17 protein-coding genes and 1 tRNA gene are annotated in these 19,170 nt (G+C 67.1%); 9 read left to right on the top strand and 9 right to left on the bottom strand.

The genetic code is table 11. The features are described from left to right. Window positions 1-57: 57 nt before the first annotated feature. The 3 genes from FSB78_RS06360 to FSB78_RS06350 are packed head-to-tail and all read right to left on the bottom strand — an operon-like array spanning window position 58 to window position 3,901. Window positions 58-2,400 (bottom strand): xanthine dehydrogenase family protein molybdopterin-binding subunit, encoded by a 2,343-nt coding sequence (locus FSB78_RS06360; RefSeq protein ID WP_147080981.1) that lies wholly within the window; start codon window positions 2,398-2,400, stop codon window positions 58-60. After that, window positions 2,397-3,383: an FAD binding domain-containing protein gene (locus FSB78_RS06355; protein ID WP_147080978.1), complete on the bottom strand. Its 987-nt coding sequence runs from the start codon at window positions 3,381-3,383 to the stop codon at window positions 2,397-2,399. Before FSB78_RS06355 ends, FSB78_RS06360 begins: the two co-directional genes overlap by 4 nt. Further along, window positions 3,380-3,901: a 2Fe-2S iron-sulfur cluster-binding protein gene (locus FSB78_RS06350; RefSeq protein WP_147080975.1), complete on the bottom strand. Its 522-nt coding sequence runs from the start codon at window positions 3,899-3,901 to the stop codon at window positions 3,380-3,382. Before FSB78_RS06350 ends, FSB78_RS06355 begins: the two co-directional genes overlap by 4 nt. A gap of 248 nt (window positions 3,902-4,149) precedes the next feature. Between FSB78_RS06350 and FSB78_RS06345 the strand changes: the two genes are divergently transcribed. The 4 genes from FSB78_RS06345 to FSB78_RS06330 all read left to right on the top strand — a co-directional run bounded on the left by FSB78_RS06345 (window position 4,150) and on the right by FSB78_RS06330 (window position 10,154). Continuing rightward, entirely contained in the window at window positions 4,150-5,154 is a 1,005-nt protein-coding gene (locus FSB78_RS06345; protein ID WP_147080972.1) for an alpha/beta fold hydrolase, read from the top strand. Between the two features lie 127 nt (window positions 5,155-5,281). Next, entirely contained in the window at window positions 5,282-6,148 is an 867-nt protein-coding gene (locus tag FSB78_RS06340) for an SMP-30/gluconolactonase/LRE family protein (protein WP_338419957.1), read from the top strand. A gap of 138 nt (window positions 6,149-6,286) precedes the next feature. Then, complete coding sequence (locus tag FSB78_RS06335) at window positions 6,287-7,573, top strand: glycoside hydrolase family 130 protein (protein ID WP_147084055.1); 1,287 nt, start codon at window positions 6,287-6,289, stop codon at window positions 7,571-7,573. A gap of 226 nt (window positions 7,574-7,799) precedes the next feature. Continuing rightward, window positions 7,800-10,154: a TonB-dependent receptor gene (locus tag FSB78_RS06330; RefSeq protein ID WP_422396677.1), complete on the top strand. Its 2,355-nt coding sequence runs from the start codon at window positions 7,800-7,802 to the stop codon at window positions 10,152-10,154. Between the two features lie 84 nt (window positions 10,155-10,238). Here the strand turns inward: FSB78_RS06330 and FSB78_RS06325 are convergent. The 3 genes from FSB78_RS06325 to FSB78_RS06315 form a co-directional block, all read right to left on the bottom strand. Continuing rightward, a tRNA-Arg gene (locus FSB78_RS06325) sits at window positions 10,239-10,315 on the bottom strand. Window positions 10,316-10,399: 84 nt separating this feature from the next. Next, window positions 10,400-10,660: an SWIB/MDM2 domain-containing protein gene (locus FSB78_RS06320; RefSeq protein WP_147080966.1), complete on the bottom strand. Its 261-nt coding sequence runs from the start codon at window positions 10,658-10,660 to the stop codon at window positions 10,400-10,402. A gap of 51 nt (window positions 10,661-10,711) precedes the next feature. Beyond that, on the bottom strand, window positions 10,712-10,930 hold the full coding sequence (locus tag FSB78_RS06315) for a hypervirulence associated TUDOR domain-containing protein (RefSeq protein ID WP_147080961.1): 219 nt from the start codon (window positions 10,928-10,930) through the stop codon (window positions 10,712-10,714). Between the two features lie 120 nt (window positions 10,931-11,050). On the opposite strand from FSB78_RS06315, the gene FSB78_RS06310 reads away from it, so the two are divergent. Genes FSB78_RS06310 through FSB78_RS06290 form a run of 5 tightly spaced genes read left to right on the top strand, consistent with a single transcriptional unit; the run spans window position 11,051 to window position 14,779 of the window. Further along, complete coding sequence (locus tag FSB78_RS06310; protein WP_147080958.1) at window positions 11,051-12,169, top strand: S-(hydroxymethyl)glutathione dehydrogenase/class III alcohol dehydrogenase; 1,119 nt, start codon at window positions 11,051-11,053, stop codon at window positions 12,167-12,169. A 26-nt stretch (window positions 12,170-12,195) separates the two neighbouring features. Then, window positions 12,196-13,026, top strand: a complete 831-nt coding sequence (gene fghA, locus FSB78_RS06305; protein WP_147084053.1) for an S-formylglutathione hydrolase — start codon at window positions 12,196-12,198, stop codon at window positions 13,024-13,026. 31 nt (window positions 13,027-13,057) lie between these two features. Continuing rightward, window positions 13,058-13,681, top strand: coding sequence for a GTP cyclohydrolase I FolE (gene folE / locus FSB78_RS06300; protein ID WP_147080955.1), 624 nt, complete (start codon window positions 13,058-13,060; stop codon window positions 13,679-13,681). Then, window positions 13,678-14,439: an SDR family oxidoreductase gene (locus FSB78_RS06295; protein WP_147080952.1), complete on the top strand. Its 762-nt coding sequence runs from the start codon at window positions 13,678-13,680 to the stop codon at window positions 14,437-14,439. The genes folE and FSB78_RS06295 overlap by 4 nt, the downstream gene beginning before the upstream one ends. Continuing rightward, complete coding sequence (locus FSB78_RS06290) at window positions 14,432-14,779, top strand: dihydroneopterin aldolase (protein WP_147080949.1); 348 nt, start codon at window positions 14,432-14,434, stop codon at window positions 14,777-14,779. Before FSB78_RS06295 ends, FSB78_RS06290 begins: the two co-directional genes overlap by 8 nt. Window positions 14,780-14,886: 107 nt before the next feature. On the opposite strand, the gene leuA is transcribed toward FSB78_RS06290, so the two are convergent. The 3 genes from leuA to ilvC form a co-directional block, all read right to left on the bottom strand. Continuing rightward, window positions 14,887-16,545 (bottom strand): 2-isopropylmalate synthase, encoded by a 1,659-nt coding sequence (gene leuA, locus FSB78_RS06285; RefSeq protein ID WP_147080946.1) that lies wholly within the window; start codon window positions 16,543-16,545, stop codon window positions 14,887-14,889. A 256-nt stretch (window positions 16,546-16,801) separates the two neighbouring features. Beyond that, window positions 16,802-17,401, bottom strand: coding sequence for a YceI family protein (locus tag FSB78_RS06280; protein WP_147080943.1), 600 nt, complete (start codon window positions 17,399-17,401; stop codon window positions 16,802-16,804). 690 nt (window positions 17,402-18,091) lie between these two features. Beyond that, window positions 18,092-19,111, bottom strand: a complete 1,020-nt coding sequence (gene ilvC / locus FSB78_RS06275) for a ketol-acid reductoisomerase (RefSeq protein WP_147080940.1) — start codon at window positions 19,109-19,111, stop codon at window positions 18,092-18,094. Between the last annotated feature and the right edge of the window lie 59 nt (window positions 19,112-19,170).

Below are 19,170 nucleotides of genomic sequence, written 5' to 3'. Positions count from 1 at the left end.
ACCAGTCGCGCTCCCGAACCTTCCTCTTCGATTGTCGCAGAGCGCTCTTCCGGTTGACTACAGGAGCTTGTCGAGCGTGATCGGCAGGTCGCGGATCCGCTTGCCGGTTGCGTTGTACACCGCGTTGGCGACGGCCGCGGCGACGCCGGTGATGCCGATCTCGCCGATGCCGTGGGCGCCCATCGGGGTGTGCGGGTCGGCGATGTCGGTCCAGATCACGTCGATCTCCGGCACGTCGAGATGCACCGGCACGTGATATTCGGCGAGGCTGGGGTTCATGATCCGGCCGTTGCGCTCGTCGAACTGCGTCTCCTCCATCAGCGCCATGCCCAGCCCCATGATGATGCCGCCGCGAAACTGGCTGCGCGCCGTCTTGGGGTTGAGGATGCGACCGCAGTCGAACGATCCCAGGATCCGGCTGACGCGCGTCTCGCCGGTGACGCTGTTGACCCGCACCTCGCAGAAGATCGCGCTGTGCGAATGCATCGACCAATGCATCAACTCGAGCGGCGGCGACGCCTCCGCCGTCACTTCCAGATCGTCGCGCCGCGCGCGCGCGAGGATCGAGGCGTAGCTTTCGCGCATCGCGGGGTCATCGAGCCGGGCAAGGCCGCCATCCTCGCTGCCGACGTCGTCCGGCGACAGGCCGGCGAGCGGGGAATCGTTGCCGGCGAGCTTCAGCAGTTCGGCGACCAGCGCATTGTGCGCGGCGATCACCGCCGCGCCGATCGCGGCGGTCTGCTGCGACCCCCCGGCCATGATCGCGCCGGGGATCAGCGAATCGCCATAGCCAACCTCGATCCGGTCGAGGGGCAGGCCCAGCCGCTCCGCCGCGACGATCGCGGTCGTCGTCGACGTACCCATGCCCATCTCGGCCGCGGCAACCTCGACCTTGGCGCGCACGTCGCCGCCGTCGCGGATCAGCGTGATCCGTGCCGCGGCGCCCGGCATGCGGTAATAGGGATAGGTCCCGGTCGCGCACCCCATGCCGATCTGCCATTCGCCGTCGGTCCGGCCGCCCGGCACGGCACTGCGTTCGGCCCAGCCGAAGCGTTCGGCGCCGGCGCGCCAGGCCTCGACAATGTGGCGCGACGAGAAGGGCAGGCCCGAGGTCGGGTCCTTGTCCGGTTCGTTCCGGATCCGCAGCGCGATCGGGTCCATGCCCAGGTCGACCGCGAGTTCGTCGATCGCCGATTCGAGCGCGAACGTGCCGACGGATTCGCCCGGCGCGCGCATGAACGTGTTGGCGAGCATGGTCATCTTCGCGACGTTGACCTGCAGCGTGATGTTGGGTGCGGCATAGGCGGCACGCGAGCCCAGGATGAAGGGCTCGGGCATGTTGTTGTGCGGGGTCATGATCGACAGGCCGGTATGGATCAGCGCATCGAGCGTGCCGTCGGCCTGCGCGCCCAGCGCCACGCGCTGTTCGGTCAGGGTCCGCCCGCCCACGATCCGGTACACGCCCTCGCGCGACAGTGTGATGCGTACGGGCCGACCCGAAAGCTTGGCGGCCGCCGCGCCGAGGATCTGGTGATCCCAGAGACCCTTGCTGCCGAAGCCGCCGCCGACATAGGGCGAGCTCAACCGGACCTGATCGGTCTCCAGGTCGAACACGTCTGCGATCGTCTGCGCCTGCTGCGTCACCATCTGGCTGGCGTCGTGCAGGACCAGTCCGCCGTCGATCCAGGCGATGGTCGCGGCGTGCGGCTCGATCGGGTTATGCGTGTGCCGCGGCGTGCGATAGAGGTTGTCGACGCGGTGCGGCGCGGCCGCGAGCGCGGCGTCCGCATCGCCGATCTCGTTGAGCAGCGGCTGGCCCATGAACAGGCCCTGTTCGATCCCGTCCGCCTTGGCCCCGGCGAGCGTCGTGGTCGACGGATCCGCCTCGTAGGTAAAGCAGAGCAGCGACGCGGCGTGGTCGGCCTGTTCCTGCGTCTCGGCCAGCACGACCGCGATCGGCTGGCCGTTCCAGTGGATGCGGTCGTCCTGCAGGATCGGCAGGTCGGCCGGACCGACGGCGGTCGGGGAGGATCCGAACACGCCGGGCGTGTTCATCCGCGGCGCATTGCGGTGCGTCATGACGAGGACCACGCCCGGCGCGGCCTCGGCTGCCGCGGCGTCGATCCCGGCGATCCGCCCGCGCGGGATGGTCGCATAGGCCAGTGCGGCATAAGCCATGTCGTCGAACACGAATTCGGCCGCGAAGCGCGCCGCGCCCTTCACCTTGAGCGCGCCGTCGAGACGCGACACGGGCGCGCCGATGAGACCATGCTTGCGCGCGATCAGCGGGTCGGGGACGCCCCCCGGGATCCAGCTGTCGGGCGCGAGCGGTACCAGCTTTGCCATCGCGCCCTGCACGAGGCCCTGCGCGGCAGCCTTGGCGGTTTCGACGATGCTCATGCCTGGTCCCCTGCAAGGTCGCCGAGCACGGCGACGATGGTGCGTGTGGCGAGCGGCACCTTGAAGCCGTTGTCGCGAAGCGGCCGGGCATCCGCCAGTTCGGCAATCGCGGCATCCCTGAACGCTTGCGCGGTGGCGGGGCCGCCGCGCAGCAGCGCTTCCGCCGTCCTCGCGCGCCAGGGCCTGTGGGCGACACCGCCCAGCGCCAGCCGTATATCGGTGATCACGCCATCGTGGATGTCCAGCACGGCGGCGACAGAGACCAGCGCGAAGGCATAGCTCGATCGGTCGCGGACCTTGCGATAGCTCGATCGCGCCGAGTCCGGCAGCGCGGGCAGTTCGATCGCCGTGATCAGCTCACCCGGCTCCAGCACGGTGTCGATCTCCGGGTGATCGCCCGGCAGGCGGTGAAGGTCGCCGAACGGCACCGTGCGCTTGCCGCTTGCGCCTTCCACATGCACCACGGCGTCGAGTGCCGCGAGCGCGACGCACATGTCCGAGGGATGCGTCGCGACGCAGGCGGCGGACGCACCCAGGATCGCATGGCCGCGACTGAAACCGTCGATCGCATCGCAACCGGACCCCGGGCTGCGCTTGTTGCAGCGCGATCCGTCGGTATCGTAGAAATAAGTGCACCGTGTCCGCTGCAACACATTGCCGCCGACCGTCGCCATGTTGCGGATCTGCGCCGACGCGCCGGCCAGTATCGCACGGGCGAGGACCGGATACCGCGTGCGGACGACGCGGTGCTCGGCCAGCGCGGTGTTCTTGACGCTGGCGCCGATCATCAGGCCGCCTGAGGCAGACTCCGCGATCGTGCCCGACAGCCCGGTGACATCGACGAGGCGGTCGGGGCGTGCCACGGTCTCGCGCATCAGATCGACGAGGTTGGTACCGCCGCCGAGGAAGGCCGTCGCGGGTGTGGCGCCCAGCCGCACGGCCTCGGCCACATCGCCGGCGCGGGTATAGTCGAACGGGGTCATGCCACGGTCTCCGATGCGCCGGTATCCTCGGTAAAGGTTTCGCGGATCGCGTCGACGATGCCGTTGTGCGCGCCGCACCGGCACAGATTGCCGCTCATCCGTTCCTGGACCTCTTCGCGGGTGAGCGTCGCTGCCCCGGTCAGGTCGGCGCTGACATGGCTCGGCACCCCGCGCCTGGCCTCCGCTGCCATCCCGATCGCCGAACAGATCTGCCCCGGCGTGCAATAGCCGCACTGGAACCCGTCATGGTCGATGAACGCCTGTTGCAGCGGATGCAGACCCTGGTCGTCGCCGAGTCCCTCGATCGTCGTCACCTGCCGCCCGTCATACTGTACGGCAAGCGCCAGGCAGGACAGGATGCGCTCGCCATCGACCAGGACCGTGCACGCCCCGCACGCCCCCTGGTTGCAGCCTTTCTTGGTGCCGGGCAGGTGCTGATATTCGCGCAGGAAATCTAGCAGCGACACCCGCGGGTCCTGGGGAAGTGTCGACGGTAACCCATTGACGATAATCGACATCGCGAGCGTCCTGTCCTTCGATCCAGATAGCGAACGATCGCGCGCGTCATTCGTGCCACGATACGTCTCACTGCCGAACCATGTGGTGCACCGGAATGGCAAGGCAACCGAGAGGTCGCCGGACGGCCCGAGCGCCGCGACAGACCGTTCCACGCGTTCGGTTCACTCCATCACGCGTCGGCGATCCGGCTTCCGTCCCATCGAACCGGGCGAAGGGCACCGCATCGGTATCGGTTCGTTGTAGGGCGATGATCCGCTTCCTCACCACCGTCGCGATCGGCACGCTCGCCGTGTCGGCCACCTCCAGCACGGCGCAGACCGTACCCCTCGGCGCGAATCTTGAGCGCTTCGACTATCCGGCACCGGTCCGCTGGTATGACGCCTCGTCGCAGGGCCAGCCGATCCGCATGGCGTATCTCGATCTGGCTCCGACCGGCCGCGCCAACGGGACGACGATCGTGCTGCTCCACGGCAAGAATTTCTGCGCGGCGACCTGGGACGAGACCGCGCGCGGGCTTGCCGGCGCGGGGTTCCGCGTGATCGCGCCGGACCAGGTCGGTTTCTGCAAATCGTCCAAGCTCGCGGGCTATCAATACAGCTTCCACACCATGGCCGAACTGACCCGCGGGCTCTTCGACCGCGCCGGGGTGGGCAAGGTCGTCCTCGTCGGTCACTCGACTGGCGGAATCCTGGCGGCGCGGTTCGCGTTGCTGCATCCCGATCGCGTGTCGAAGCTCGTGCTGGTCAACCCGCTCGGCCTCAACGACACTCTGGCGGAAGGGGTGCCCTATACGGACCTGGGCTCGCTGCGTGCGGAGGAGGCGAAGACCGATGCCGCCTCGATCAAGGCCTATCAGCTGCGCAACTATTATCACGGCGAGTGGCGTCCCGCGTACGACCAATGGGTGGCGATGCTGGCGGGGCAATATGCGAGCCCCGACGGCGACGTCGTGCGTGATGCGCAGGCGCGACTGTCCGACATGATCCAGACGCAGCCCGTCGCCGCAGACCTGCCGCGCCTGGCCATGCCGGTCACCCTGATCATCGGCGAGCGCGACCTGACCGCGTTCCGCGCGAACAGTGCCCCGCCCGAACGCCGGTCCACGATCCGCACAGTCCCGCAGGCTGCCGAAGCCGCAGCAAAGGCCATTCCCGGCGCGCGCCTCGTCCGCCTCGACGGCCTCGGACATGCCCCGCAGGTGGAAGCGCCGGCGCGTTTCCTGGACGCGCTGACCGCCGCCATCGCTCGCTGACGGGGCCGGGCGATACCGGCGCCTAGAAGCGGGCGCGGACGCCGGCGCGGTAGAAGCGACCCAGCGTGTCGTACAGCGCCGGGTTGACGTCGAGCCCGGTCTTGGTTTGCGGGGCGGGTTCGGGATCGTGATCGAACACGTCGTCGACCCGCTCGCCGACGGCTTCTACTCGATCGCGGGCGGTGCGGTGGATGCGAAGGGGAAGCTCTACTTCATCGACCGGCAGTTCCAGCGGATCCATGGCTGGTCGAAGGCGGAGGGGCTGTCGATCGTCGCCGACGCGCCGCTCGACGCGGTCAACCTCGCGGTCGACAAATCGGGCGACCTGTTGGTCCTGTCGTCCGCCGGGCGCGACGCCACGGTGTACAGCATCGATCCCGCCAAACCGGCCGACGTCAGGGTCATCGCGCCCGCGCCGGCCAAACCGCACCGCGACGCGGCGACCGTACTGCCCGTCAACGCCTGGGCGAACGGCGAATTTGCCGACCGGATCGACCCCGCGACCTATCAGTTCCCGACCCTGGCCGACTTCTTCACGCAGAAGATGGGCGAGGCGAAGCCGCAGGAATATCTCTCGCTCGACGGACCGCTGGCGTTGCCTGCGTTCCGGGTCTGGAACCAGGGTCCCGACGATCACCAGGGATGGCGCTGGTCGGACACGCTCGACGCGCACGGCTTCGTCACCGCCAGGCCGGGGACGCGTGTCGTGCTGACCAACGGATCGGAGAACCGCACCTATAGCGGGCTGGTCGGAGACGGGGGGCAGGTCACCGATCTCAAGATCGTCGCCGACCGCGGCGGCGAGAGCGTTGCGCAGGACGCCGCGGGCAACCTCTATGTCGCGAACGGCCAGGTCTTCGTCCATGATCCCGCGGGCAGGCCCGTGCGCCGTATCGACGTGCCCGACCGCCCGTTGCAGCTCGTTATCGGCGGCGCGGATCGACGGACGCTGTTCGTCCTGACGCACCACGCGCTCTACGCCGTCGGCATCTGACCTGAGCGCGGCAACTCGGGTGCCCGATAGTCGTCCTGCGTCGAACGACGAAAGGCGACGGATATTTTAGCGCGTCCTAGCGCTATGACAGGGACTGCCGACCCATCCGGGTCCGGGTGTCGAGGGATCCGGTCGATGATGCAAGCTGCCGACGTATTTACCAAGCTCGACGTCGAGCTGAAGCCCGATCCCTCGCGGACGGTGATCCGGCCGTTCGACTTCACCTATCCCGCTGCGTTCGAGGCGGGGCGGCCGACGCGTCCGGAAATGGTCATGCAGCGCCTGCAGGGCCTCGATCCCGAGGTCCGGGTGCGGATGCGAACGCTGCTCGCCGCACCGATGAACGCGCGTCATCGGGGTGCCGAACAGGTGTTCCTGCGACGCTATGCCGAGGTGGAGGACCGGCTCGGCGCGGTAGCGACCGACCGTGACGAGCAGATCCTGATCGGCGCCTATTTCAGCCAGGAATATGCGTTCGAGTCCGCGGCGCTGTTCAACCCGAGCATCGTCCATATCCCGGACCAGGAACCGGCGGCGGATGGCAGCGTCGAGTTCCTGCTGTCGCTGCGCGGCATCGGCGAGGGCCATATCTCGTCAGTCACGTTCCGCACCGGCGTCTGGGGCCCCGGCGACGCGCTGGTGATCCATCCCCCCAGCGCGCAGGGCGTCCCGCCGCGGATCGACCGGACCGAGGGCGAATGGGTCCGTTTAGAATGCGACGACAGCCAGCACGTGTCCGAAACCGTGATCTTCCCCGTGCTGCCAAGTCAGCATCAGGGCGTCGAGGATCTGCGGCTGGTGAACTTCACCGACCATGACGGCACGCAGAGCGTCATCGGCACGTATACCGCGTTCGACGGCAAGTCGGTCCGCCAGGAGATGCTGCGCGGGGTCGACCTGCGCACCTTCGAGATGCGCCCGCTGAACGGCGCGATGACCGGCTACAAGGGGATGGCGCTGTTCCCCCGGCGCATCGACGGGCAGTTCGTCATGCTCGGCCGCCAGGACAGCGAGAATATCTGGCTGCTGCGGTCCGACGACCTGTACACCTGGGAACAGGGCGCGCCGATCATGGCGCCCAAATATCCGTGGGAATTCGTCCAGCTCGGCAATTGCGGGTCGCCGCTCGAGATCGACGAGGGCTGGCTGGTGTTCACGCACGGCGTCGGGCTGGTCCGCGGCTATTGCATCGGCGCTTGCCTGCTCGACAAGGACGACCCTTCCAGGGTGCTGGCCCGCACTGCGTCGCCGCTGCTGTTCCCGAGCGCGGAGCAGCGTGGCGGCTATGTTCCCAACGTCACCTATAGCTGCGGGGGGCTGCTGGTCGGGCGCCGCGTGTTGCTGCCCTATGCGATCGGCGACGAATATACCGCGTTCGCTGCCGCAAGTATCGACGACCTGCTGAGCGTCATGGTCCCCGCCTGATTGCAGCGTCGTGAGGATCATGCGGCCTTTCGCCCGGCGGTAGGACGCCGGGCGGGTCCGCGTAGCTCGCCTGCAACAGGCTTCCGCAGCGCAGACGACAAGGGCCGTCTGCATGCCGCGAACATGTCACATTCTCCCCGTAAGGGCCGCGCTGTGTGACGTACCGCTACGCGATCGAACGACGTAGCCGGACCAGGGCACCTTGCAGACTTCAAAGGGGAATTTCGTGACCAAGATTGCCGCCTTGCGGACCCGCTTCCTGTTGACCGGCGCGCTCGGCGTGCTGGCCTGCCCGGGCATCGCCCACGCGCAGGACGTCAGCACCACCCAGGCCGCGCAGGATGCTATGGCTGCTACGCCCGAGGACGGCGTCGGCGACATCGTCGTGACGGCCGAGCGGCGGTCCGAGAACCTGCAGAAGGTGCCGGTATCGGTCGGCGTCGTCGCCGGCGACCAGCTTCGCGATTACACGTCGGGCGGCGACGACACGTTGCTCTCGCTGTCGGGCCGCGTCCCCGGCCTGTACGTCGAGACGACCACCGGCCGCATCTTCCCGCGCTTCTACATCCGTGGCCTCGGCAACATCGATTTCTATCTCGGCGCGTCGCAGCCGGTGTCGATCATCCAGGACGACGTCGTGCTCGAGCATGTCGTGCTGAAGTCGAACCCGGTCTACGACGTCCAGCAGGTCGAGGTTCTGCGCGGGCCGCAGGGGTCGCTGTTCGGGCGCAACACCACGGCCGGCATCATCAAGTTCGACACCTACAAGCCGACCCAGACGTTCCAGGGACGCGCGACGATGTCGGTCGGGACCAACTACACGACCAACCTCGACACCGGCTTCGGCGGACCGCTAATCGACGGGCTGCTCGCGTTCCGCCTCTCGACGCTGGTCCAGCACCGCGCGAACTTCGTCGACAACCGCTTCAACGGGGTCAGCGCCGACAACACCGCGACGCCGCGCAAGAACGCTATGGGTGGCTTCGACGACCGCAACGTACGCGGGCAGCTGCTGTTCACGCCGGGCGAGAAGTTCTCGGTCGACCTGTCGGGGCATGCGCGCTGGTATGACGGCACCTCGACGCTGTTCCACCGCGGTGCGCTGCGCAAGGGCTCGAACAGCGTCGAGAACGAGCCGCGCGGCTCGGTTTCGCTCGACGAAGGCAACGACAACCCGCAGAGCTACAACACCTATGGCGGCTCGGCGCGCGCGTCGTACGATTTCGGGCCCGCAGTCCTGACCTCGATCACCGCCTACGAGACCACGTCGGGCTTCAGCCGCGGCGATACCGATGGCGGCGCGGCCGCGAACTTCCCGGGCCGTCCGTCCTATGGCCAGAGCCAGGGCCAGATCCGCGATCTCGACCAGTGGACGCAGGAAGTGCGGCTCGCCAGCCCCGGCGGCGATCGCTTCAACTGGCAGGTCGGCGGCATGTATTTCGAAAGCCGCGACATCACCGACTTCTACCAGCGCGGCTATTTCCTCGTCCGCCCCGACCTCAACGGGGTGGGTCCGAACCCGAACAACTGGGTGCGGCTGCACGACGTCAACACGTCCTGGGCCGGGTTCGGCCAGCTGAGCTACAAGCTCGACGACAGACTGACGCTGACCGCCGGCGGGCGGATCACCGAGGACAAGAAGCGCACGCAGCTCCTCAAGACCTCGGCGACCGCGGCGGGCGTCAACCAGTATCCCGCGAGCGGGCGCCGCGACGTGACGCTCAAGGACACCCAGCCGAGCTGGGACGTCAGCGTGCTGTATGAGGCGAGCCCCGACGTCAGCCTGTACAGCCGGGTCGCGCGCGGCTTCCGCGGGCCGACGATCCAGGGTCGATCGGCGGTGTTCAATTCGGACTTCACGACCGCCGATTCCGAGACGATCCTGTCGTGGGAGACGGGCATCAAGACCAGGCTGCTCGACAACACGCTGACGCTCAACGGCACGATCTTCGGCTACCGGGTCAGCGATATCCAGCTGAACGGCAACGACGCCAACGGCAACGGCGTGCTGTTCAATGCCGACAAGGCGGACGCGTACGGCTTCGAGGGCGAGGCCAACTGGCGGCCGGTGCGCAACCTGTCGCTGGGCCTGGGCCTCAGCCTGCTGCACAGCGAGATCAAGGACACACGCGTCTATGCGCAGGTCTGCGCGCTCAATGGCGTGGTGGTGTGCACGGTCGAGGATCCGACGATCACGCGGACGATCTTCGGGTCGCCCGCGGTGCTGGCGCAGATCAACGGCAACCCGCTGCCCAACGCGCCCGAGTACAATGTCGACATCACCGCGCGCTACGACCAGCCGGTCGGCAACGGCGCGCGCGTGTTCATCGCCGGCGACTTCAATATCCAGGGCTACACGCAGTTCGTGCTGTACAAGACCAGGGAGTTCACTGCGAACGGCAACTTCGAGGGCGGTCTGAAGGTCGGCTATGCCGCACCGGACGACAGCTGGGAGCTGGCCGCGTTCGCGCGCAACATCACCAACGAGAAGAACCTGAAGGGCGTCATCGAAAACTACATGGCCGCCGTCTTCAACGAGCCGCGCGTCATCGGCGTGCAGCTGAGCGGCAAGTTCCGCTGATCGATCGAGCGCGGTCACAACCCGACCGCGCTCGCCTTCCTTCGAGAAGGCGACGCGATAGCCGGACGTGGTGGGTTCGAAAGCTGGTGCCCCCGGCGAGATTTGAACACGCGGCCTACGGTTTAGGAAACCGTCGCTCTATCCGGCTGAGCTACGGGGGCACTCTCATCGGCCTCTAAGCCGAGCGGGAGGGTCGATCAAGCGGCGGCGTTACCCAGCGGTAACGACCGCCGCTTGCGACAGGCTTACGCCTTGACGTGCTGTGCGATGTACTTGTTCATCTCGAACATCGTGCACTTGTCGCGGCCGAAGACCTTCTTCAGCTTCTCATCCGCCAGAATCTCGCGCTTGTTCTCGGGATTCTGGAGGTTGTGCTCCTTGATATAGACCCACACCTTGCTGATGACCTCGCTGCGGGGCAGCTTGTCCTTGCCGACGATCTCGGCGAGTTCGGGTGAGGGCTGAACGGGGGCGTGGATGCCGCCGGTCTTGGGAGCTGTAGCCATAAGCATTCCTTCCTGTTCGCGCCGCATGCCGCTTCGCAAGGGCGCGGTTGGTCACGCTTTTTTGAGCGCGGACGCCTTGTGCGCTGCCTTTCCGCCCTTGTCACTCTCTACGATGTACTGCGGATCGTCCTTCGACGCGCGTACGGTATGGCTCTTGATCGTCGTGTCACTGGTCTGCTTCTTCACGACCTTGCCGTGAGCGGTGCCGCCATGGCTGTTCCAGGTGACCTCGTCGCCCTTTTTGGGTTCGTCGTCCTTTGCCTTCGTCATCAGCCCATCTCCTTGGTCTTGCTGAATTAATCGCCCGACGACGGTTTTGGTTGCGTGTCGCGGCGGTTGCGGAACGCACGATCAGGCGGCATCAGGCGCGAACCCAGGAGATCGACTGCCATGAAAACCCGCGCCGCCGTTGCCTTCGAGGCAAAAAAACCACTGGAAATCGTCGAACTCGACCTCGAGGGGCCGAAATCCGGCGAGGTTCTGGTCGAAATCATGGCGACGGGCATCTGCCACACCGACGCCTACACGCTGGACGGACTTGATTCGGAAGGCCTTTTCCCGAGCGTGCTGGGCCATGAAGGCGCCGGTATCGTCCGCGAGATCGGCACGGGCGTGACCAGCGTCGCGGTCGGCGATCATGTTATCCCGCTCTACACCCCCGAGTGCCGCCAGTGTAAGTCGTGCCTGAGCCAGAAGACCAACCTGTGCACCGCGATCCGTGCTACGCAGGGGAAGGGCCTGATGCCCGACGGGACGACGCGGTTCAGCTACAAGGGCCAGCCGATCTTCCATTACATGGGCTGCTCGACCTTTTCGAACTTCACGGTCCTGCCGGAGATTGCGGTCGCGAAGATCCGGACCGACGCGCCGTTCGACACGAGCTGCTATATCGGCTGCGGCGTGACGACCGGGGTCGGCGCGGTGGTGCATACCGCCAAGGTGCAGCCGGGCGACACGGTCGTGGTGTTCGGGCTGGGCGGGATCGGGCTGAACGTGATCCAGGGCGCGAAGCTGGCGGGCGCGGGGATGATCGTCGGCGTCGACATCAACCCCGACCGCGAGGAATGGGGCCGGCGCTTCGGCATGACGCATTTCGCGAACCCCAAGGACCCATCGGTTTTGGGGGGCGACATCGTTGCGCACATCGTCGCGCTGACCGACGGTGGCGCGGACTTCACCTTCGACGCGACCGGCAACACGACGGTGATGCGGCAGGCGCTCGAGGCGTGCCATCGCGGTTGGGGCACGTCGATCGTGATCGGCGTGGCCGAGGCGGGCAAGGAGATCTCGACCCGGCCGTTCCAGCTCGTCACCGGGCGAAACTGGCGCGGCACCGCGTTCGGTGGCGCGCGCGGGCGGACCGACACGCCGAAGATCGTCGACTGGTACATGAACGGCATGATCCAGATCGACCCGATGATCACGCACCGGCTGACGCTGGACGAGATCAACAAGGGGTTCGATCTGATGCATGCGGGCGAGAGCATCCGCAGCGTCGTGATCTACTGACGATGGTCGACACGACGGAGGCGCGCATGGAAACCATCTCGACGGCCAAGGCCCATGGGGGCGTTCAGGGGGTGTACCGCCACGCCTCGACCGTCACCGGCACCGACATGACCTTCGCGGTCTATGTGCCGCCGCATCAGGACGGCGCGCGCCTGCCGGTGCTGTGGTATCTGTCGGGACTGACGTGCACCCACGCCAACGTCATGGACAAGGGCGAGTATCGTCGCGCCTGTGCGGAGGCGGGGATCGTCTTCGTCGCGCCGGATACGAGCCCGCGCGGCGACGGCGTGCCCGACGACGACGCCTATGACTTCGGGCAGGGTGCAGGCTTCTACGTCGACGCCACGCAAGACCCTTGGGCGACCAATTTCCGGATGCGCAGCTATGTCGAGGACGAACTGCCGGCCCTGATCGCCGCGCACTTCCCGGTCGACATGGCGCGGCAGGGGATTACCGGGCACTCGATGGGCGGCCACGGCGCGCTGACGATCGCCTTGCGGAACCCGGACCGGTTTCGCAGCATCTCGGCGTTCGCCCCGATCGCATCGCCGCTCCGGTGCCCCTGGGGCGAGAAAGCGCTGGAGCGATATCTCGGTCCGGACCGTGCCGCCTGGCGTGCCTATGACGCGTGCGCGCTCATCGAGGATGGTGCGCGCGCCGAGGAAATCCTGGTGGATCAAGGGCAGGCGGACGCTTTTCTGACCGAGCAGTTGAAGCCCGAACTACTGGCGGCGGCCTGCGAGACGGCCGGAATTCCCCTGACGCTGCGGATGCAGCCGGGCTATGATCATAGCTATAGCTTCGTTTCGACGTTCATAGCGGATCATGTTGAGTGGCACGCAGCGCGCTTGAGTTGAGCTATGCCGTCGTGAAACTGTGGAGCTGCGCATGTCCGATACCTACCCGTCGCTAGGCCACGATCAGATCGACACGGACGGCAAGCCGCTGGTGCCGTCCGACGTCGCCGAGGCGATCCGCACGCTGATCCGCTGGTCGGGGGACGATCCCGATCGCGAGGGGCTGGTCGACACCCCGCGGCGCGTGGCGCGCGCGTGGAAGGAATATTGCGCCGGCTATGCCGACGATCCCGCGCGCCATCTCGAGCGCGTGTTCGAGGAGGTCGGCGGCTATGACGAGATCGTGCTGCTCAAGGACATCCCGTTCCAGTCGCATTGCGAGCACCACATGGCGCCGATCATCGGCAAGGCGCACATCGCCTATCTGCCGCGCGACCATGTCGTCGGCATTTCCAAGCTGGCGCGCGTGCTGCACGGCTTCGCGCGGCGGCTGCAGGTCCAGGAGCGGCTGACCGCCGAAGTCGCGGACTGTATCTGGGATAACTTGAAGCCGTTGGGCGTGGCCGTGGTGATCGAGGCGAGCCATGCATGCATGACCGCGCGCGGCGTACGGACGCCGGGCGTCACGATGGTGACCAGCCGGATGATGGGCGTGTTCCGCGACGACGACCGCAGCCGCAAGGAGGTGCTGGCGTTGATGGGCGCCAGGGCGTGACGCGAACGGTCCTGGTCACCGGTGGCGCGAGGCGACTGGGCGCCGCGATCGTGCGGCGCCTCGCGGCCGACGGGCATGCCGTAATCATCCACCAGGGGCATGCCGATCGGGCGATGGTCGATCTCGCCGCCGAGATCGAGCGCGCCGGCGGCCGGGCGGCCACGATCGTCGGGGACCTTGCCGATCTGCCGGGCGTCGCCTCGCTGTTCGCCGCGGCGCGGGACGCCGCCGGGGGACCGATCGACGGACTGGTCAATTCGGCGTCGCGGTTCACGTTCGACGAACCGAGGGCGATCGATCCGTCGGTGTTCGCCGAGCTTGCCGCGATCAACTGCGGTGCACCGGCGGCGCTGGCATCGGCGTTGGCGGGACAGGACGACGTGGCGGATGCGAGCGCGGTCAACATCCTCGACCAGAAGGTCGCGAACCTGAACCCCGATTTCTTCTCCTACACCTGTGCGAAGGTCGCGCTGGAGGGGGCGACGACGATGCTGGCGCAGGCGCTGGGGCCGCGGATCCGGGTGAATGCGGTGTCGCCCGGGCTGACCTTGCCGAGCGGGGACCAGACCGAAGCGGAGTTCGCCGCGGTTGCCAGCCGCAACCTGCTCGAGCGGCCGGTCGGTGCGGAAGCCGTGGCCGATGCGGTCGCGTACCTGATGCGCGCGCGCGGCGTCACCGGGCAGAACCTGTACGTCGATTGCGGGCAGCGGTTTCTGCCGTCCGCCCGCGACGTGATGTTCGAGACGCGCGGTGGCTGAGTTCACCACGATCCTCGACAGCCTGTCGATCGCGATCCGGCTCGGCATCCATCCGCATGAGGTCGAGCCGCAGCGGGTCATGGTCTCGATCGAGATGACCGTGGTCTATCCCGAGCCGCTGCGCGAGGACGCGATCGAGCAGGTGCTCGACTATGACTTCGTCCGCGCGGGCGTGCTGGCGCTGACGGAGCGCAAGTTCGCGCTGCAGGAAACGCTGTGCGAGGCGATCGCGGCTTTGTGCCTGGGGGATGCCCGGGTCCGGCGGGTCCGGGTCCGGACGATGAAGACCGACGTGTATCCGGATGCCGCGGTCGGATGCGAGATTTCGCGCGAGCGGTAAGCGCGCCTGCCCTCACCCATCGCCGGCTTCGCCGTCTCTCCCTCTCCCAACGGGAGAGGGAAGGGGCCCGCCCGGCGCAGCCGGGTGGGAAGGGTGAGGGCAGCACGTCAGGCTCGGTTGGCGGCGCTCAGAACGGCGCGGACCGAGGCGGTGGCGATGTCGCCGTCGATCCCGACGCCGAACACCGTGCGGCCGTCGGCAGTGCGACATTCGACATAGGCGGCGGCCTGCGCATCGGCACCGTGGCCGATCGCGTGCTCGTTATAGTCCACCACGTCGAGCGTCGGGCCGGTGCTCTCGCCGAGCGCGGCGATCACGCCCGAGATCAGGCCGTTGCCGCGGCCCGAGATCGACCGGTCCTCGCCGTCGACCGCGACATGGCCGACGAACAGGCGGTGCCCGACCTGGCCGCTCTCCTCATAGTCGCGCAGCACGAACCGGTCGGTGGCCTGCGGCAGGTAGGTGCGCTCGAATAGGCTCCAGATGTCGCTGGCGTCGAGTTCCTTGCTGGTCCGGTCGGCGAGCGCCTGGGTGTGGCGGCTGAAATCGGCCTGGAGGCGCTTGGGGAGTTTGAGGCCCTTGTCCTGCTCGATCACCCAGGCGACGCCGCCCTTGCCCGACTGCGAGTTCACGCGGATCACCGCCTCGTAGGAGCGGCCGAGATCGGCGGGATCGATCGGCAGGTAGGGGACTTCCCAGAAATCGTCGTTGCGCGCGTCCTGCGCGGCGAAGCCCTTCTTGATCGCGTCCTGGTGGCTGCCCGAGAAGGCGGTGAAGACCAGGTCGCCCGCATAGGGATGGCGCGGATGGACGGGCAGCTGGTTGCAATAGGTGACGGTGTTGATGATCTCGTCGATGTCGTCGAAGTGGATCTTCGGGTCGACACCATGCGTGTACATGTTGAGCGCGACGGTCACGAGGTCGCAGTTGCCGGTGCGCTCGCCATTGCCGAGCAGGCAGCCCTCGACGCGGTCGGCGCCCGCCATCAGGCCGAGCTCTGCGGCGGCGACGCCGGTGCCGCGGTCGTTGTGCGGGTGCAGGCTGATCACGATTGAGTCGCGGTTGCGAATGTGTTTGCCGAACCATTCGATCTGGTCGGCATAGACGTTGGGGCTCGCGGCCTCGACCGTCGCGGGGAGGTTGAGGATCAGCGGATGCCCGGGCGTGGGCATCAGGATGTCCATCACCGCCTCGCAGACCTCGACCGAGAAATCGAGTTCGGCGGTCGAGAAGGTCTCGGGGCTGTATTCGAAATGCCACTGCGTGTCGGGCTGCTTGGCGGCCTCGTCGCGGAGCACCTTGGCGCCGTCGATCGCGATCTGCTTCACCTGGGCGCGGTCCATGCCGAAGACGATCTTGCGCCAGGCGGGGGAGACGGCGTTGTAGAGGTGGACGATCGCGGCCTTCGCGCCCATCAGGCTCGAAAAGCTGGTCTCGATCAGGTCGCGGCGCGACTGCGTCAGGACCTGGATCAGGACGTCGTCGGGGATGCGGCCAGTCTTCACCAGGCCTGAGATGAAGTCGAATTCGGTGGCGCCGGCGCTCGGGAAGCCGACCTCGATCTCCTTGAGGCCGACCTTGATCAGCAGGTCGAAGAACCGCGTCTTCTTTTCCGCGTCCATCGGGTCGATGAGCGCCTGGTTGCCGTCGCGGAGGTCGGTCGACAGCCAGCGCGGGGGCTGGGTGATCGTCTTGGACGGCCACTGACGGTCGGGCAAATCTACCTGGGGAAAGGGTCGGTACTTGGTCGATGGGTCGCGCAGCATGGCCGGTCTCTCGTGTTCGGGAGCGTATGGGTCAGCCCTTAGGCGCTGGGCGCGCCATAGCGGGCGCGCGAAACGGTGACGCGCCTAAGGGCGCGTAAGTCGTAGCGAGAGCAGCGGACGCATCATCTGGGGACCGCCCTATCGGAGGGGCGCGGCCCTTGTCCAGTAGGTTGTTCTACCGAGAAGGCGGGGGCCCGGGGTCACGTGCGCAGGCGCGCGCGACTCTCAGGCCCGCGCTTTCGCGGGGGAACGGGGATTACTTGGCCGAGAAGGCCGCGTTGATCGTCAGGTCGACCTTGTCCGACACCACGGGCACCGCCATGCCGAGCCCGAAATCGCTGCGCTTGATCGAGCCGGTCGCGCGGAAGCCGAAATTGACTTTCTTGTTCATCGGGTTGCCGCCTGCGCCGACGAAGGTCGCATCGAGCGTGACGGGCTTGGTGATGCCCTTGATCGTCAGGTTGCCGGTGATCTTGGCGGTGTTGCCGCTCGCGACGACGCCGGTCGAGACGAAGGTCGCGGTCGGATTGGTGGCGACGTCGAAGAAGTCCTTCGACTTCAGGTGATTGGCAAAGGCCGGCGCGGTGACCGAGAGCTGGTCGGTGGCGAAGCTCACCTCGACCTTGGTCGCGTTGGGCTTGGCCGGATCGATCGTGATGGTGCCGCCCGACGCGCCGAATTGCCCCTCGAGCATCGAGAAGCCCATGTGGTTGACCTGCCACGTGACCTGCGTGTGGTTCGGGTCGACGGCATAGGTGCCGGCGGCGACGCGCGTCTTGTCGGGGGCGCCCGGCAGGCCCTGCGCGAGCAGCGGGGCGGCGGTGACGGCGAGGACGGCGGCGAGAATGAGGCGCATGGGGGGTCTCCTGTTGATGGCGGGATGCTGGCCGAGCGGGGGGCTGGCGTCAAACGTCGTTGTGGCAACGGAGCGTTTCGCGAGAGACCGCGCGCGGCCGCGGAAGTTGAGGAACTTCACGCTACGTACCCCTTGGGTTGGAGGTTTCGGGCGGTTGGCGCCGTGGGGTAAGTTTACGAACTTACCGAGAACGGCGAAAATTCGCGGGGGGCGGCTCGGGTGGCTGCGCCGGGGTGCGGTGTGGTCGCTAGGGGAGAATGCGCGAGTCATGGGCGGAGGATGACATTGGCTGGCCGTGTAGGACAGACTCAATTTTGCCATGACGCCACCCCGGCGGAGGCCGGGGTCCAGTTGGGAAGGTGGATATAACGGAGGATCGTCCGCCGCCATGCGAGTCCCCCAGCTGGGCCCCGGCCTTCGCCGGGGTGGGGTTCGGGGTGCGGCGCCGCCTCGCCGAGCTGTTCTCCCGCGAAGGCGGGAGTCCAGGGTTGCGGGCGGTGGCGCTTGGGGCTCCTGGACCCCCGCTTTCGCGGGGGAACAGGCAGAATCCTCCCCCGCAAGGGGGAGGTGTCGCCGAAGGTGACGGAGGGGGCGGACACGGAACGGTTGCATCGCTTACCGCCCCCTCCGTCAGGCTGCGCCTGCCACCTCCCCCTGGCGGGGGAGGATGAGTATTGTCGCCTGACGCCTTTAATTCTTCGCCTTGTCCACCAGCGCGTTCTTCCCAATCCAAGGCATCATCGCGCGCAGTTCGGACCCGGTCTTCTCGATCGGATGCGCCAGCGCCTGCTTCCGGGCCGCCTTCAGCTCCGGCTGGCCGGCGCGGTTGTCGAGGATGAAGTTCTTGACGAAGCGGCCCGACTGGATGTCGGCGAGGACGCGCTTCATTTCCTTCTTGGTTTCCTCGGTGATGATCCGCGGGCCCGTGGTGATGTCGCCATATTCCGCGGTGTTCGAGATCGAATAGCGCATGTTGGCGATGCCGCCCTCGTAGAGCAGGTCGACGATCAGCTTGGTCTCGTGCAGGCACTCGAAATAGGCCATTTCGGGCGCGTAGCCGGCCTCGGTCAGCGTCTCGAACCCCGCCTGGATCAGGTGGGTGATGCCGCCGCAAAGCACGGCCTGCTCGCCGAACAGGTCGGTCTCGCATTCCTCGCGGAAGTTGGTCTCGATGATCCCCGAGCGACCGCCGCCGACGCCGCTGGCATAGGCCAGGCCGATGTCGTGCGCATTGCCGCTCTTGTCCTGGTGGATCGCGATCAGGCAGGGGACGCCGCCGCCGCGGACATATTCGCTGCGCACGGTGTGGCCGGGGCCCTTGGGCGCGATCATGATGACGTCGAGATCGGCGCGCGGCTCGATCAGGCCGAAATGCACGTTGAGGCCGTGGGCGAACGCGATCGTCGCGCCCTGCTTGAGGTTGTCGTGCAGGTCGTCGGCGTAGAGCGCCGCCTGATGCTCGTCGGGGGCGAGGATCATCACGATGTCGGCCCAGGCGGCGGCGTCCTTGTTCGACTTGACCGCGAAGCCGGCGTCGATCGCCTTCCTTGCGGTGGCCGAGCCTTCGCGCAGCGCGATCGCGACGTCCTTGACGCCCGAATCGCGCAGGTTCTGCGCGTGGGCGTGGCCCTGCGAGCCGTAGCCGACGATGGCGATCTTCTTGTCGGTGATCAGGTTCAGGTCGGCGTCGCGATCGTAATAGACACGCATGGGTAGGTCCTTTCGTTCTCGAAGATTGCCGTCATGCTGAACTTGTTTCAGCATCCACC

This window comes from Sphingomonas ginsenosidivorax, assembly GCF_007995065.1.
GTDB classification, from domain to species: Bacteria; Pseudomonadota; Alphaproteobacteria; order Sphingomonadales; family Sphingomonadaceae; genus Sphingomonas; species Sphingomonas ginsenosidivorax.
The sequence above is the reverse complement of the archived record's forward strand: the minus strand, read 5'-3'. Positions and strand labels throughout refer to the sequence as shown.

Coding starts and splice junctions, on each gene's coding strand:
- FSB78_RS06360 (WP_147080981.1), bottom strand. CDS start 2,400: ATGAGCATCGTCGAAACCGCCAAGGCTGCCGCGCAGGGCCTCGTGCAG.
- FSB78_RS06355 (WP_147080978.1), bottom strand. CDS start 3,383: ATGACCCCGTTCGACTATACCCGCGCCGGCGATGTGGCCGAGGCCGTG.
- FSB78_RS06350 (WP_147080975.1), bottom strand. CDS start 3,901: ATGTCGATTATCGTCAATGGGTTACCGTCGACACTTCCCCAGGACCCG.
- FSB78_RS06345 (WP_147080972.1), top strand. CDS start 4,150: ATGATCCGCTTCCTCACCACCGTCGCGATCGGCACGCTCGCCGTGTCG.
- FSB78_RS06335 (WP_147084055.1), top strand. CDS start 6,287: ATGCAAGCTGCCGACGTATTTACCAAGCTCGACGTCGAGCTGAAGCCC.
- FSB78_RS06320 (WP_147080966.1), bottom strand. CDS start 10,660: ATGGCTACAGCTCCCAAGACCGGCGGCATCCACGCCCCCGTTCAGCCC.
- FSB78_RS06315 (WP_147080961.1), bottom strand. CDS start 10,930: ATGACGAAGGCAAAGGACGACGAACCCAAAAAGGGCGACGAGGTCACC.
- FSB78_RS06310 (WP_147080958.1), top strand. CDS start 11,051: ATGAAAACCCGCGCCGCCGTTGCCTTCGAGGCAAAAAAACCACTGGAA.
- fghA (WP_147084053.1), top strand. CDS start 12,196: ATGGAAACCATCTCGACGGCCAAGGCCCATGGGGGCGTTCAGGGGGTG.
- folE (WP_147080955.1), top strand. CDS start 13,058: ATGTCCGATACCTACCCGTCGCTAGGCCACGATCAGATCGACACGGAC.
- leuA (WP_147080946.1), bottom strand. CDS start 16,545: ATGCTGCGCGACCCATCGACCAAGTACCGACCCTTTCCCCAGGTAGAT.
- FSB78_RS06280 (WP_147080943.1), bottom strand. CDS start 17,401: ATGCGCCTCATTCTCGCCGCCGTCCTCGCCGTCACCGCCGCCCCGCTG.
- ilvC (WP_147080940.1), bottom strand. CDS start 19,111: ATGCGTGTCTATTACGATCGCGACGCCGACCTGAACCTGATCACCGAC.